This window comes from beta proteobacterium MWH-UniP1, from assembly GCA_036362785.1.
Lineage (GTDB): Bacteria > Pseudomonadota > Gammaproteobacteria > Burkholderiales > Burkholderiaceae_A > Lacustribacter.
This window is the reverse complement of the sequence record CP143625.1, coordinates 1,294,277-1,307,647: the sequence shown is the minus strand read 5'-3', so window position 1 is coordinate 1,307,647 and position 13,371 is coordinate 1,294,277. Positions and strand designations below refer to the sequence as shown.

The window sequence follows — 13,371 nt, the reverse complement described above, 5'->3', positions numbered from 1 at the left end:
CCGAGTCATGTCTCGTGACTTGCTTCACCAAGAAGACCGCTCAGATCAGCAGTTAAAGTTTTTTTATAAAAGGTGTTGGTCATTGAAGCAGTTAAACGTTTTTTAAAAAGGTGTTGTTGATTGTGCTGAGAAGATCTTTTCTGATTTCGACCGCCTCGGCGGCCCTCTTGTCGGCCTGTGCGTCTGGCCCGAAGCCTGTGGCGTCTCGCAAGAAATTTGCACTTGTGCTGGGCGGGGGCGCGGCCCGGGGTTTTGCCCACATCGGGGTGATCAAGGTCTTAGAGGCCAATGGTATTGAGCCGGATCTCATTGTGGGAACAAGTGCCGGCAGTCTGGTGGGCGCGCTTTACGCTTCGGGGTTAACCGGGTTTGATTTGCAGCGCATTGCGTTGTCGCTAGACGAGAGTACGTTTTCAGATTGGACGATTGGCAATCGGGGCATTATCAAGGGCGAGGCGATCGCCAATTTCGTGAATGCCCAAGTGAAAAATGTCACGATCGAGAAACTGAAGCGGCCCCTTGCCGTCGTGGCCACTGATCTGCGTAGCGGTCAGCCGATCGTGTTTCAGCGTGGCGACACGGGCATGGCCATTCGAGCATCTAGTGCCGTGCCGGGTGTGTTTACGCCAGTGCGTATTGGTGATCGTGATTACGTCGACGGTGGACTCACGCATCCCGTGCCGGCGGGTATTGCCCGTTCTTTGGGGGCTGATGTGGTGCTGGCGGTTGACATCTCAGCCAAGCCGGCCAATCAGCCAGTGGGCAGCACCCTGGAAGTGCTGCTTCAGACATTTACCATCATGGGCAATCGGGTCAGCCATTACGAACTGACTCAGGCCGATATTGTATTGCGCCCAGCCATCGCAGGCATTAAGGGAACGGATTTTGGTGCCCGCAATTTGGCAATCCTCGAGGGCGAGCGTGCTGCGCTGGAAGCGATGGGAGATTTAAAAAATCGGCTACAACTGGCGTCGCGGTAGAAAAGAGCCCGGCGTATTGCAGGGCTCTTGTCTCTGTAACGGTTGCTAGCTTCTTTACAGCGCGGCGATGCCAGCCTTGGCGATTTGTGCATCTTCTGATGACTTCACGTTCGACACACCGACGGCACCGATGCAGTGGCCATCCACAATGATTGGCACTCCACCTTCCAACATGCCCTGGAGCTCTGGGGCGGACAGAAAGGATGTCCGGCCCTGATTGATGACATCTTCGTAAATTTTGGATTCACGACGGCCAAGCGCCGCAGTGCGGGCCTTTTGTGGAGCGATATAGGCTGAAATGGCGGCAGCGCCGTCCATCCGTTTGAGCCACAAGGGGTGGCCACCTTCGTCACAAATGGCAATCGATACGTTCCAGTTGTTTTTCTTGGCTTCAGCAAGTGCTGCTTCACCGATACGCTGCACGTCGTCGGCGGTTAGGGCGGGGCGTTGAATCATTTGGTCTCCTTGTGTCTAATAGCGTGAATTTTCATTCAAAGGTCTTTTGAATTGGCGCAATGATACTCGACCGGTTTTTTCGCTTCGCGGCGCTGCTATCGGTCGTGGCCCTTGTTGGCTGTAGCAGTTTTCGGCCAGACGCATCGCCCTCACGGCCTTTGGTCTGGAAGGCCGATATTCCAATTGGTGGGTTGATTCAGCTCCCGGCCGGCATGTCGGCGCAGCAGGCAATTTCTGAAATCACCTCCCGGTCTGTGCTGTTATTGGGCACGCCTTATCGACTCGGCGGCATGAATCCGGCCGAGGGTCTGGACTGCTCTGGCTTGATCGCGCATGTGGTGCAAGATGCCTTTCGCCTGCGATTTCCCAGAACCACAGAGGAACAATCTATTGTTGGTATGCAGGTGGCCCGGCACGCCATTGAGCCGGGTGACCTCGTGTTCTTCAACACCCTTGGCCGGCCGAACTCCCATGTTGGGGTCTATCTGGGGGATCGACGCTTTGTTCACGCACCCACGGCAAGGGGAGTGGTGCGTATTGAATCCATTGATCAGTCTTATTGGTCATCGCGATTCGATCAGGCAAGGCGCCTGATCGCTCGCAACTAAACATACTTCTAATGCGCCATCTGCTCGATCTTGATCTTCCACTCTTTCGGACCAGTGTCGTGCACGGAGATGCCTTCAGCGTTCACGGCAACGGTCACGGGCATGTCTTTGACTTCAAATTCGTAGATTGCTTCCATGCCAAGATCTGCAAAGCCCACCACGCGTGAGCTGCGAATGGCCTTACTCACCAGATAGGCGGCACCACCCACGGCCATCAGGTAGGCCGATTTGTGTTTCTTGATGGCCTCGATAGCAGCGGGGCCGCGTTCGGCCTTGCCAATCATGGCAATCAGGCCGGTCTGGGCCAGCATGGTTTCGGTGAATTTGTCCATACGGGTGGCGGTGGTCGGACCGGCTGGGCCCACGACTTCGTCTCGCACGGGGTCGACTGGACCAACGTAGTAAATCACGCGGTTTTTAAAGTCGACGGGAAGCTTTTCGCCTTTGGACAACATGTCGGAGATGCGTTTGTGGGCGGCATCGCGGCCCGTCAGAATTTTTCCATTCAGCAGCAATGTCTGGCCCGGTTTCCAAGAGGCGACTTCCTCTGGGGTGAGCTGGTCGAGGTCAATTCGTTTTGATTTTTCGACATCGGCTGACCAGGAAATTTTGGGCCAATCGTTCAGCGATGGTGGCGTGAGGTGGGCTGGTCCTGAGCCATCAAGGTGAAAGTGCACGTGGCGGGTTGCGGCGCAGTTCGGGATCATGGCCACTGGCAAGTTCGCAGCATGGGTGGGGTAGTCGAGAATTTTGACGTCGACCACGGTGGTCAGCCCCCCCAAGCCCTGGGCGCCAATGCCCAGTGCGTTGACCTTGTTGTAGATCTCGACACGCAGTTCTTCGACTTTGTTCTTGGGCCCACGGGCCAGAAGTTCTGGCATGTCGATGGCATCCATCAGTGACTCTTTGGCCAGCAGCGCCGCCTTTTCAGGTGTGCCGCCAATGCCGATACCCAGAATGCCAGGAGGACACCAGCCTGCGCCCATGGTGGGCACGGTTTTCACCACCCAGTCCACAATGGAATCACTGGGGTTGAGCATGACCAATTTGCTTTTTGCCTCAGAGCCACCGCCTTTGGCAGCGCAGATGACTTCGATGCCATCACCGGCCACGATCTCGTAGTGGATGACAGCAGGGGTGTTGTCCTTGGTGTTTTTACGGGTGCCGGCAGGATCGGCCAAGACCGATGCACGCAGCAGATTGTCTTTGTTGTTGTAGGCCTGGCGAACGCCTTCATTCACCATGTCGGTCACGGTCATGGTGGCATCGTCCCAGCGGACATTCATGCCGACTTTTAAAAATACGGTGGCAATGCCAGTGTCTTGGCAGATGGGCCGCTTGCCCTCTGCACTCATTCGGCTATTGGTCAAAATCTGGGCAATCGCATCTTTTGCGGCAGCACTCTGTTCACGCTCGTAGGCCGCGCCTAGTGCCTTGATGTAATCCAGCGGGTGGTAATAACTGATGTACTGAAATGCATCAGCAATGCTTTGAATGAAATCCTGCTGTTTGATACAAGCCATGGCGCAACTCCCCTTTTTGCGGTAGATTTTAAGCGGTTCCGAAATCGGGGTCTGACCGGTAGGACTTCGCGTGAAACGCGAAGCACACAGGCTGGCTGGGCAAGAAACGATTTGCGGCGCCGCAACATAAGAATTCTAACTCGCCAATAAAAATCCAAAGGGGAGCACGACTATGGCAATTCAATCGGTAATGCAGGAAAGCCGGATTTTCCCTCCGCCGGCAGAGTTCGCATCGAAAGCACGACTGGGCAGCATGGAGGCCTACAACGCCATGTGCAAAGAGGCCGAGGCCGATTACGCGGGCTTTTGGGCCAAGCACGCACGTGCTGAAGTGCTGTGGAAAAAACCGTTTACCAAAACACTCGATGACAGCAAGGCGCCGTTTTACAAATGGTTCGATGATGGCCTGTTAAATGTTTCTTATAACTGTCTAGATCGCCATGTCGAGGCCGGCAATGGCGATAAGGTCGCGTTAATTTTTGAAGCCGATGGCGGCGAAGTCTCTCGTGTCACCTACAAAGATTTGTATCACCGTGTCTGTCGATTGGCCAACGCCATCAAAGCGATGGGCTACAAAAAGGGTGACCGTGCACTGATTTACATGCCCATGTCTGTTGAGGGCGTGGTGGCGATGCAGGCCTGTGCACGTTTGGGCGTGATTCACTCGGTGGTGTTCGGGGGCTTTTCTGCAAAAAGCCTGCAAGAGCGTGTGGTCGATGCGGGTGCCACGCTCATCATTGCTGCTGATGAGCAGTGCCGGGGCGGCAAGGCAATTCCCCTAAAGCCTGCTGTTGACGAAGCCTTCTCTCTCGGTGGCTGTGAGGCAGTGAAACACGTCATTGTGTATCGGCGCACGGGCGGCAATGTGTCGATGACCGCAGGCCGTGATGTCTACATGGACGACATCATGAAAGGCCAGCCGGAGTCCTGTGAGCCGGAGTGGGTCGAGGCAGAGCATCCGCTCTTCATCCTCTACACATCAGGATCCACCGGTAAGCCCAAAGGCGTTCAGCATTCATCAGGTGGCTATTTGCTTCACGCCATCATGACCATGAAGTACACCTTTGACCTGCAGGCCAATGATGTCTTCTGGTGTACCGCCGATATCGGTTGGGTGACTGGCCACACTTACATCACCTATGGCCCGCTGGCCTGTGGTGGCACAGAGATTGTGTTTGAGGGTGTGCCAACGTATCCCGATGCAGGCCGCTTTTGGAAAATGATTCAAGACCACAAGGTCTCGATCTTTTATACAGCGCCCACTGCGATTCGTTCTTTGATCAAGGCTTCCGAGGCAACGCCCACCACCGCACCGAAGAATTACGACTTGTCGTCGCTGCGTCTTTTGGGTTCCGTGGGTGAACCGATCAACCCAGAGGCATGGATGTGGTACTACAACAATGTTGGTGGTGGCCGCTGCCCAATTGTCGATACTTTCTGGCAGACCGAAACGGGTGGTCACATGATCACGCCCATGCCGGGTGCCACGCCCTTAGTGCCAGGTTCTTGCACGCTTCCGTTCCCCGGTATTCAGGCAGCGATCGTTGACGAAGCAGGCCATGATGTGCCCAACGGACAGGGCGGCATTTTGGTGGTGAAAAAGCCGTGGCCTTCGATGATTCGCACAATTTGGGGTGACCCGGATCGTTTCGTGAAGAGCTACTACCCCGAAGAGCTGGGTGGTCGGCTTTATCTGGCGGGCGACGGTGCGATTCGTGACAAAGACACCGGTTACTTCACCATCATGGGCCGTATTGATGATGTGTTGAACGTGTCGGGGCATCGTATGGGCACCATGGAAATTGAATCCGCCCTGGTGGCCAATCCCCTGGTGGCCGAGGCCGCGGTGGTGGGCCGCCCCGATGACACCACGGGTGAGGCGATTGTGGCCTTTGTGGTGCTCAAGGGTGCCCGTCCCTCTGGCGAGGATGCCAAGAAGGTGGCCACCGATCTGCGCAACTGGGTGGGTAAGGAAATCGGTCCGATTGCCAAGCCAAAAGAAATTCGGTTTGGGGACAACCTTCCGAAGACCCGTTCGGGCAAGATCATGCGTCGTCTTCTGCGCACCTTGGCCAAGGGCGAGGAAATCACTCAAGACACCTCGACGCTGGAAAATCCAGCCATCCTGGATCAATTGAAACAGTCCACCTAGCACTTCAGGTTCAGGTGGTTCGGCTGTGGGCTTGGCTGTGCGGGGGTTTAGGAAGTCCCCGCACGGCAGGCCCTTTCCTTTAAATTCGTGGGGTCTGCTACACTTGCGGCGCTTAAGCGGCCCCGCCTGAATAGAGTTCAGGCAGCGGCTTTGTCTTCCTCTCGCGGAGAGATGGATGAGTGGTTTAAGTCGCACGCCTGGAAAGCGTGTATGGGTTAATAGCCCATCGGGGGTTCGAATCCCCCTCTCTCCGCCAACACACATTGACTATGAATACGGCCCTAGCCAAACAAGTTCTTGAGGCTGCCCTGCTCGCACACACAGAGCCCATGCCTGTGTCTGAGTTGCGGCGCCTATTTGATGACGAACTCGATGCCGACACCGTCCGGCTATTGCTCGAAGACCTTCAGCGGGAGTGGGTCGGTCATGGGGTCGAGTTGGTGCCCCTGGCGTCGGGCTGGCGGTTTCAGACTCGGCCTGAGATGCGCGAGTATCTGGATCGACTTAAAAATGAAAAACCACCGCGCTATTCACGCGCCACAATGGAAACCTTGGCCATCATTGCTTATCGCCAGCCTGTGACGCGCGGTGATATCGAAGACATTCGCGGCGTTGCTGTGGCCACCCAGGTGATCAAGTCGCTCGAAGACCGCGGCTGGATCGAGGCCATTGGCCATCGGGATGCACCTGGCCGGCCAGCGCTCTACGCCACTACACGACATTTTCTTGATGATCTTGGCCTGCGTTCTTTGGAAGAGTTGCCCACGTTAGACGCAAATTGGAGCGACACCGCAGAGGCCTTGTTGCCGGGCATGACCGAGGTTGCATCGGAAACCGGTACGGATGCTGCGCCTGCAGATGCCCCGGTTGTTGATGAACTTCCATCGCAAGATGAAAAACCAGAATCGCAAGACGTTTCGGAGAATTCCGAGAAAGATCAAACCACACCGTGAGTATGAAACCCCAAGACGGCCTTGAATCGGAAGACGAGATGCAAGGCACTCAGGAGCCATCAGATCAGGCCGAGTCGAAAGACACTGCAGTCGATCCATTGAGTGCTGCTGCCGCGGCCGCAGAGCCAGAGGCTGATCCAATTCCGTTTTATGCCGCTAAAGGTACCAGTCCCAGAGTGGGCGGGCCTTCGCGGGCTGGTCTGGATTATGACCCGCCAAAACTTCACAAGGTCTTGGCCGATGCCGGTGTGGGTTCACGGCGTGAGATGGAAGAGCTGATCCTGGCTGGCCGTGTATCGGTCAATGGCACGCCTGCCCATATTGGCCAGCGCATCCTGCATACCGATCAAGTCAAGGTCAACGGCAAACCAATTCGAATTCGTGTCGCGCCACCGCCCGTGCGCGTGTTGGCTTATCACAAGCCAGCTGGTGAAATTGTCACGCGTGACGATCCCCAACATCGGGTCACAGTCTTTAAAAAACTCCCACCTGCAAAGTTTGGCCGCTGGATTGCCGTTGGCCGTCTGGACTTGAACACCGAAGGCTTATTGCTCTTCACAACATCGGGTGATTTGGCCAATCGGCTCATGCATCCCCGTTCTCAAGTTGAGCGCGAATATGCGGTCAGGCTGCTTGGTGAACTCACGCCAGAAGCCCGCGAAGAATTAATGCAGGGCGTTGAGCTCGATGACGGCATCGCAAAGTTTGAAAGCATTGAAGACGCCGGCGGCGAGGGTGCCAACCACTGGGTTCGCGTGGTGATCACCGAGGGCCGTAATCGCGAAGTTCGACGCATGTTTGAAAAAGTGGGCTTAACCGTTAGCCGATTGATTCGCATTCGTTACGGCCAAATCGCTTTGCCGTCCAATCTTCGCCGCGGCCAATCAGTGGATCTTGCCGAGCCAGACATTCAGGCCTTGTGTCAGTCGGTTGGCCTGCGCGCCGGCGGTCAGGATCAGGCGGGTCAGGCCAAGCGTCGTGGCGCTGGCCGAAATGGTCCCGGCCCGGGCCGTGGACCAAAGGCACCCGGGATGGGGGCTGGCGGCATGAAGGGTGGCCGTGGGCCTCGACCCAACCGAAACCAGGAGTGGCACTCGCCAAGCAGCGTGGCGCGGCAGCGCGACGATGATCGGCCATTGGATGATGGTGTTGATCTCAACGAGCCACACCCAGACGACGACTGGCAGCCCAGCGGGCCAGATGCCCACCTATCCCACTTGGGCGGTCGCCACAAACCCCGCCAGGGATCAAAAAAACCCAACCCCTTGCAAACATCTTGGGGGGCAGCCAAACCGATGTCGGGTGCTCTGTCTGCGCCCCAGCGGCCTGGAGGTGCCGGCAAAAAGGGCCGGCCAGGCGGTGGTCCGGGTCGGAAAGGGCCGCCCAGGCCGGGCGGTGGTCGTCCGGGGGGCTTTCGCGGGAAAAAGGGCCCCACAGCCTAGAAAGATTGGCTCGAAAGAGATTGCTTAAAGCCGATCTCTCTTGTAAAATCAAGGACATAGCAAAAATAAATGGGCTTCAAACCGGAGCCCATTTTTTTTGCCAAAAACAGAAATAGTCGTTAGGTGGTGGGTTAGGCAGGATGGCAGATCTTTGGCAGGTGGTCGGCACGGCCGCGCAAGACTTGGGCTTTGAGCTCATTGACTTGGAGAGAACTCCAGGTGGTGTCATGCGCGTTTATATCGATTCGCTCGACATCGACAAGCTCATCACCGTTGACGATTGTGAATCGCTATCTCGGCAGCTGGTGCATCTGCTTCCGGTCGAGGGTTTTGATTTCCAGCGCCTAGAGGTGTCGTCTCCGGGAATGGATCGGCCGCTCACCAAGCATGCCCACTATGTGCGTTTTGCTGGCCTGCCGATCAAGCTTCGGCTTCGCATGCCGCTGGAAGGCCGACGGAATTTTGAAGGGGTGTTGCGTGTCTCGCCTTCGGGAGAACTCTCGATGGAGTACGAAGGCAAGGGTGGCGAGATGATGCAATTGAATTTTGAGATCAGTGATGTCGAGCGGGCCCGTCTGGTGCCTGAGTACAAGTTTTAGGAGAGAAACGAATGAGTCGTGAATTATTAATGTTGGCCGATGCACTCGCCCGTGAAAAAAACGTTGAGCGAAGCATTGTGTTCCAAGCGCTGGAGAGCGCCTTGGCATCTGCCACCAAGAAGCGTTTCACCGACGAGGTGGATGTTCGTGTCTCGATTGACCAGACATCGGGTGAGTACGAGAGCTTTCGCCGTTGGCAAGTCGTGCCAGATGGTGAGTTAGAAGATCACGATTTGCAGATCATTCTGACCGAGGCCCGCAAACAAATTCCGGATATCGAAGTGGGTGACTTCATTGAAGAAGAGCTCGAGCCCATTGAGTTCGGTCGAATCGGTGCCCAGGCCGCCAAGCAGGTGATTTTGCAGCGCATCCGCGAGGCCGAGCGCGAGCAAATCCTGAAAGACTTTTTAGAGCGTGGCGAAGTCATCATCAACGGCACCGTCAAGCGTCTTGAGCGCGGTGATGTCATTGTGGAGTCCGGCAAGATTGAAGCCCGTCTGCCCCGAGACCAGATGATTCCGAAAGAGAATCTCCGCCCTGGTGATCGTGTGCGCGCTTATATGCAGCGTGTCGAGCGCACACAGCGTGGCCCGCAGATTATTTTGTCGCGCACCGCCCCTGAATTCATCATGAAACTCTTTGAGATGGAAGTGCCCGAGATTGAGCAGGGCATGCTCATCATCAAATCCGCAGCCCGTGACCCGGGCGTGCGCGCCAAGATCGCGGTCTTTACGGCGGATCGTCGTATTGATCCAATCGGTACTTGCGTTGGTGTTCGTGGTTCTCGCGTACAGGCGGTCACCCACGAGTTGGCTGGTGAGCGTGTGGACATCGTGCTCTGGTCGGAAGATCCGGCTGAGTTTGTGATTGGTGCCTTGGCACCAGCAAATGTGTCCTCGATTGTGGTGGACGAAGAGCGTCATGCCATGGATGTGGTGGTCGACGAAGCCGAGCTTGCTGTGGCGATTGGCCGCGGCGGGCAAAACGTGCGCCTTGCGTCTGACCTAACCGGCTGGCAGATCAACATCATGACAGCCGATGAATCGGCTGAGAAATCTGAGACTGAGCGTCAGGCCCTGCGTCAGACCTTCATGGAAAAACTCGATGTGGATGGGGAGGTCGCCGATATTCTGATCGACGAGGGCTTCTCTACACTCGAGGAAGTGGCCTATGTGCCCGTGAGTGAAATGCTTGAAATCGAAGCGTTTGACGAAGACACCGTGAATGAGCTTCGCAATCGTGCGCGTAACTCGCTGCTGACTGCAGCGATCGTTCAAGAAGAGAAGTTAGAAACCACAGCTCAGGATCTGTTGGATCTCGACGGCATGGATCGTGATTTGGCGGTGAAACTTGCCGACGCAAAAATCTATACCCGTGATGATCTTGCCGACCTTGGCGTGGATGAGTTGATGGAAATCGCCTCGATGGAAGAGGGCCGCGCAAAAGAGTTGATCATGAAGGCGCGTGCGCACTGGTTTGCCGACGAAACAACAGAAGCGGGGGGTTCTACGGATGGCCGCTGATAATGTTGAAAAATTTGCAGCGGAGCTAAAGGTTCCGGTCGATACTCTGCTCGAGCAGCTGAAGTCTGCTGGCGTAGAGAAGTCGTCGGCCAAGGATGTGCTGAGCGAGGCAGACAAAGAGCAGTTGCTGACGTCGTTGCGTAAGGCCCATGGCGCCGCAGATGCTCCGCGCAAGAAAATCACCCTGACCAAGCGTCAGACGACTGAAATCAAACAGGCCGACGGCTCTGGCAAATCCCGCACCATTCAGGTGGAAGTCCGCAAAAAGCGGGTCTTTGTGAAGCGTGATGCTACGGAAGTTGATGCGGCAGAGGCAGCACCTGCAGTTGAGTCGCCGGTGTCGGTTGTGTCAGAAGAAGAGCTGGCCCAGCGCGAAGCAGAGAGCCGTCGACAGTCTGAGTTGTTGGCCCGCCAAGAAGCTGAACTTAAAGAAAAACAAGAGCGCCTTGAGCGTGAGCGTGCCCGCGAGGCCCAGGCCCTAAAAGATGCGGAAGAGGCCGAGCGCCTTGCCCAGCAGACAGTAGCGGATGCATCCGAGACTGACAAAGCCGCTGCAGAGCAGGCGGCAAACGAAGTCAAAGAGCGCGCGCGACTGGCCGCTGAAGATGCAGCGAAATCGGTGCAGGCACGGCGTGCCGTTGAAGATGAGGTCGCTGCGATCAATCGGCTCATGAACGCTGCCCGCACCGGTAAGCTTGCGGCCACTGCGAAAGCAGCCGAAAAAGCGCCAGAAAAAGCCGCTGACGCCGCCTCGACCACACTGCACAAGCCTGCGGCCAAGCCTGGCGAAAAGGCTGAAGAAGAGAAACCCAAAGAGAAGAAGTCGGAAAAGCAGCTCAAGTCTTCGAAGCTTTCGTCGACATGGCAAGAAGATGCTGCCAAGAAGCGGGCGATCAAAACCCGTGGAGACACCTCGGGTGGTGCCGGTGGCTGGCGCGCTGGTCCGCGTGGCAAAAATAAGCACGCATCGCAAGAGCCCAGCAACTTCGTTGCGCCAACGGAGCCTCAGATTCATGATGTTCATGTTCCCGAGACCATCACCGTGGCCGATCTTGCCCACAAAATGTCGGTCAAGGGTGCCGAAGTGGTGAAGACTTTGATGCAGATGGGCCAGATGGTGACCATCAATCAAGTGCTCGACCAAGAGACGGCCATGATTGTGGTCGAAGAAATGGGTCACAAGGCATTTGCGGCAAAGCTTGATGATCCTGAAGCCTTCTTGGAAGACGCTGAAGCGGAGAAGGTTGCCCAGGCAACTGCCGTAACGCGTCCGCCGGTGGTGACCATCATGGGTCACGTGGACCATGGTAAGACCTCGTTGCTCGATTACATCCGTCGCACCAAGGTTGCCGCAGGCGAGGCCGGTGGCATTACTCAGCATATTGGTGCTTACCATGTGGAAACACCGCGCGGTGTCATTACCTTTCTGGACACACCAGGCCACGAGGCCTTTACCGCCATGCGGGCCCGTGGTGCCAATGCCACGGACATCGTAATTCTGGTGGTGGCAGCTGACGACGGCGTGATGCCCCAGACCAAAGAGGCGATCGCCCACGCCAAGGCAGCAGGTGTGCCGATCGTGGTGGCCATCAACAAGATTGATAAACCCGAAGCCAATCCAGATCGCGTCAAAACCGAACTGGTCGCTGAAGAGGTGGTGCCTGAAGAGTACGGTGGTGATTCGCCGTTCATTGCTGTGTCGGCCAAGACCGGCCAAGGCATTGATGAGCTGTTGGAAAACGTATTGCTTCAGGCGGAAGTCTTGGAACTGAAAGCACCGGTTGAAACCCTGGCCAAGGGACTCGTGGTCGAGGCCCGTATTGACAAGGGTCGCGGTCCGGTTGCCAGTATCTTGGTCCAATCGGGCACGCTGAAAAAAGGCGACGTCATTTTGGCGGGTGCAGCCTTTGGCCGCGTGCGGGCTATGTTGGACGAAAACGGGCGCCCTGTAGAAACGGCTGGCCCATCCATCCCAGTCGAAATTCTGGGTATGACCGAGGTGCCGCAGGCCGGTGACGAAGTCATGGTCCTGGGGGACGAGCGCAAGGCACGTGAGATCGCGCTGTTCCGTCAGGGCAAGTTCCGTGATGTTCGTCTGGCCAAACAGCAGGCCGCCAAGCTTGAAAACATCTTTGAAAACATGGGCGAGGGCGCCAAGACGCTGTCACTCATCATCAAGTCAGACGTTCAGGGTTCACAAGAAGCCTTGTCCGCCTCGATGCAAAAGCTCTCGACTGACGAAGTCAAGGTCAACATCGTGCACGCCGCAGTCGGTGCGATCACCGAGTCGGACATTAACCTGGCCATCGCCTCTAAGGCGGTGGTGATTGGTTTTAATGTGCGTGCCGACCAAAGCGCTAAGCGATTGGCCGAGGGCAATGGCATTGACCTGCGTTACTACACCATCATCTATGACGCAGTCGATGATGTGAAGAGCGCCATGCAGGGTATGTTGGCACCCGAGCGTAAAGAGAACGTGATCGGTCTTGTCGAAATTCGTCAGGTCTTCAAAGTTTCCCGCATTGGCAACATTGCTGGCTGTATGGTCTTAGAAGGCGTGATTCGCCGTGGCGCCCAGGTCCGTCTGCTGCGTAATAACGTGGTGGTGTGGACGGGGGAACTCGACACCTTGAAACGCTTCAAGGATGACGCCAAGGAAGTCAAAGAAGGCTTTGAGTGTGGCTTAACACTCAAGAACTACGATGACATCCAAGAGGGTGATCAGCTCGAAGTCTTTGAGATTCAGGAAATTGCGCGGACACTCTCCTAAGGCATCCGGCCGGGGTCATCGGGTCGCGGATCAGATTCAGAAAGATTTGTCTGAACTGATCCGGCTCGAGGTCAAAGACCCAAGGCTTGGTCTTGTGACCATTACCGATGTTGAAGTCACACCGGATTACGCCCACGCCAAGATCTTTTATAGCGTGTTGCCCGATGACGCAGAACAATTAAAAAAGACCGCGGAGGGGCTAGCCGCCTGCCGGGGTTTTTTGCGTGGCAAGCTGGGCCGCATGTTGAAGATTCACACCACGCCTGAGCTGCATTTTGTTCGCGACGATTCCACTGCACGCGCGATTGCCATGAGCGAACTGATCGATCGCGCGGTTGCTGGCCGATCGACCGATGATTGAGTCC

Annotated in this window: 10 protein-coding genes, 1 tRNA gene and 1 pseudogene; 10 read left to right on the top strand and 2 right to left on the bottom strand. The window is 56.2% G+C overall.

The genetic code is table 11. The annotated features are described in order from the left end of the window. The first annotated feature begins 122 nt into the window (after positions 1 to 122). Positions 123 to 980, top strand: a complete 858-nt coding sequence (locus tag AOB54_06315) for a patatin-like phospholipase family protein (GenBank protein WVN41113.1) — start codon at positions 123 to 125, stop codon at positions 978 to 980. Positions 981 to 1,034: 54 nt separating this feature from the next. On the opposite strand, the gene AOB54_06310 is transcribed toward AOB54_06315, so the two are convergent. Next, complete coding sequence (locus tag AOB54_06310) at positions 1,035 to 1,436, bottom strand: heme-binding protein (GenBank protein ID WVN41112.1); 402 nt, start codon at positions 1,434 to 1,436, stop codon at positions 1,035 to 1,037. Between the two features lie 59 nt (positions 1,437 to 1,495). On the opposite strand from AOB54_06310, the gene AOB54_06305 reads away from it, so the two are divergent. Continuing rightward, positions 1,496 to 2,044: a C40 family peptidase gene (locus tag AOB54_06305; GenBank protein WVN41111.1), complete on the top strand. Its 549-nt coding sequence runs from the start codon at positions 1,496 to 1,498 to the stop codon at positions 2,042 to 2,044. Between the two features lie 8 nt (positions 2,045 to 2,052). Here AOB54_06305 and AOB54_06300 read toward each other — a convergent pair whose 3' ends face one another. Then, the gene (locus AOB54_06300) at positions 2,053 to 3,567 is read right to left on the bottom strand and encodes a fumarate hydratase (protein ID WVN41110.1); all 1,515 of its coding nucleotides are present in this window, start codon (positions 3,565 to 3,567) and stop codon (positions 2,053 to 2,055) included. A 172-nt stretch (positions 3,568 to 3,739) separates the two neighbouring features. Here AOB54_06300 and acs point away from each other — a divergent pair, with 172 nt between their 5' ends. The 8 genes and pseudogenes from acs (at position 3,740) to rbfA (ending at position 13,367) form a co-directional block, all read left to right on the top strand. Beyond that, the gene (acs, locus tag AOB54_06295; GenBank protein ID WVN41109.1) at positions 3,740 to 5,719 is read left to right on the top strand and encodes an acetate--CoA ligase; all 1,980 of its coding nucleotides are present in this window, start codon (positions 3,740 to 3,742) and stop codon (positions 5,717 to 5,719) included. A gap of 165 nt (positions 5,720 to 5,884) precedes the next feature. After that, positions 5,885 to 5,975 (top strand) — tRNA-Ser (locus AOB54_06290). A gap of 13 nt (positions 5,976 to 5,988) precedes the next feature. Then, a pseudogene (scpB, locus tag AOB54_06285) lies at positions 5,989 to 6,492 on the top strand (SMC-Scp complex subunit ScpB). Positions 6,493 to 6,674: 182 nt separating this feature from the next. Next, a complete protein-coding gene (locus tag AOB54_06280; protein WVN42785.1) occupies positions 6,675 to 8,114 on the top strand; it encodes a pseudouridine synthase in 1,440 nt (479 codons plus the stop codon). 140 nt (positions 8,115 to 8,254) lie between these two features. Further along, complete coding sequence (gene rimP / locus AOB54_06275) at positions 8,255 to 8,713, top strand: ribosome maturation factor RimP (protein ID WVN41108.1); 459 nt, start codon at positions 8,255 to 8,257, stop codon at positions 8,711 to 8,713. 11 nt (positions 8,714 to 8,724) lie between these two features. Beyond that, positions 8,725 to 10,236: a transcription termination factor NusA gene (gene nusA / locus AOB54_06270; protein ID WVN41107.1), complete on the top strand. Its 1,512-nt coding sequence runs from the start codon at positions 8,725 to 8,727 to the stop codon at positions 10,234 to 10,236. Further along, entirely contained in the window at positions 10,226 to 13,006 is a 2,781-nt protein-coding gene (infB, locus tag AOB54_06265) for a translation initiation factor IF-2 (GenBank protein WVN41106.1), read from the top strand. The genes nusA and infB overlap by 11 nt, the downstream gene beginning before the upstream one ends. Continuing rightward, positions 12,987 to 13,367, top strand: a complete 381-nt coding sequence (gene rbfA / locus AOB54_06260) for a 30S ribosome-binding factor RbfA (GenBank protein ID WVN41105.1) — start codon at positions 12,987 to 12,989, stop codon at positions 13,365 to 13,367. The genes infB and rbfA overlap by 20 nt, the downstream gene beginning before the upstream one ends. The last annotated feature ends 4 nt before the right edge of the window (positions 13,368 to 13,371 follow it).

Coding starts and splice junctions, on each gene's coding strand:
- rimP (WVN41108.1), top strand. CDS start 8,255: ATGGCAGATCTTTGGCAGGTGGTCGGCACGGCCGCGCAAGACTTGGGC.
- AOB54_06305 (WVN41111.1), top strand. CDS start 1,496: ATGATACTCGACCGGTTTTTTCGCTTCGCGGCGCTGCTATCGGTCGTG.
- acs (WVN41109.1), top strand. CDS start 3,740: ATGGCAATTCAATCGGTAATGCAGGAAAGCCGGATTTTCCCTCCGCCG.
- AOB54_06310 (WVN41112.1), bottom strand. CDS start 1,436: ATGATTCAACGCCCCGCCCTAACCGCCGACGACGTGCAGCGTATCGGT.
- infB (WVN41106.1), top strand. CDS start 10,226: ATGGCCGCTGATAATGTTGAAAAATTTGCAGCGGAGCTAAAGGTTCCG.
- AOB54_06300 (WVN41110.1), bottom strand. CDS start 3,567: ATGGCTTGTATCAAACAGCAGGATTTCATTCAAAGCATTGCTGATGCA.
- nusA (WVN41107.1), top strand. CDS start 8,725: ATGAGTCGTGAATTATTAATGTTGGCCGATGCACTCGCCCGTGAAAAA.
- AOB54_06280 (WVN42785.1), top strand. CDS start 6,675: ATGAAACCCCAAGACGGCCTTGAATCGGAAGACGAGATGCAAGGCACT.